The sequence below is a fragment of the Roseateles chitinivorans genome, assembly GCF_002761755.1.
Classification (GTDB): Bacteria; Pseudomonadota; Gammaproteobacteria; order Burkholderiales; family Burkholderiaceae_C; genus Roseateles; species Roseateles chitinivorans.
This window is the reverse complement of sequence record NZ_PEOG01000231.1, coordinates 1-430: the sequence shown is the minus strand read 5'-3', so window position 1 is coordinate 430 and position 430 is coordinate 1. Positions and strand designations below refer to the sequence as shown.

The following is a 430-nucleotide window of genomic DNA, read 5'->3' as shown; positions in this document are numbered from 1 at the left end:
CTGGCTGCGCCCAGCGCTTGCTCTGATACCGCCACCGCCATTAATTTCACCGCGCCAGTGAAGGTTTCAGGTAAGCGCGCTTGATGTACAGTCCCCTCGCTATCGGTTTGCACCACCCCTAACCAGAATACGCCAGGCTGATCCACGCGTCTGGCAAAAGGGTTTAAATTGGCATCGAGCATAGCGCCGGCCAGCATCATCCGCTCGCGATCACCGCCAATCCCAGCCCGAAGCCGCTGCAAGGCACTAAATTCAGGCAATACCAAGTCCAGCATTTGCATACTTCGCACCTGTAACGCGCGCTTTTGCAAAAAGAAACCTAGCGGATCCGGTAATTCATAATCGGCTACCTGTAAAATGCCTAAATCCACACCGTATAGCAGCACATCCGCAGCTTGATTACTGCTAAGGTTAATTGAAAAGTCTTTGC

General features: G+C 52.6%; 1 protein-coding gene. It reads right to left on the bottom strand.

What is annotated here, in order from left to right:
• On the bottom strand, positions 1 to 430 hold a 430-nt coding region (locus CS062_RS26570), incomplete at both ends, for a hypothetical protein (protein ID WP_158238939.1).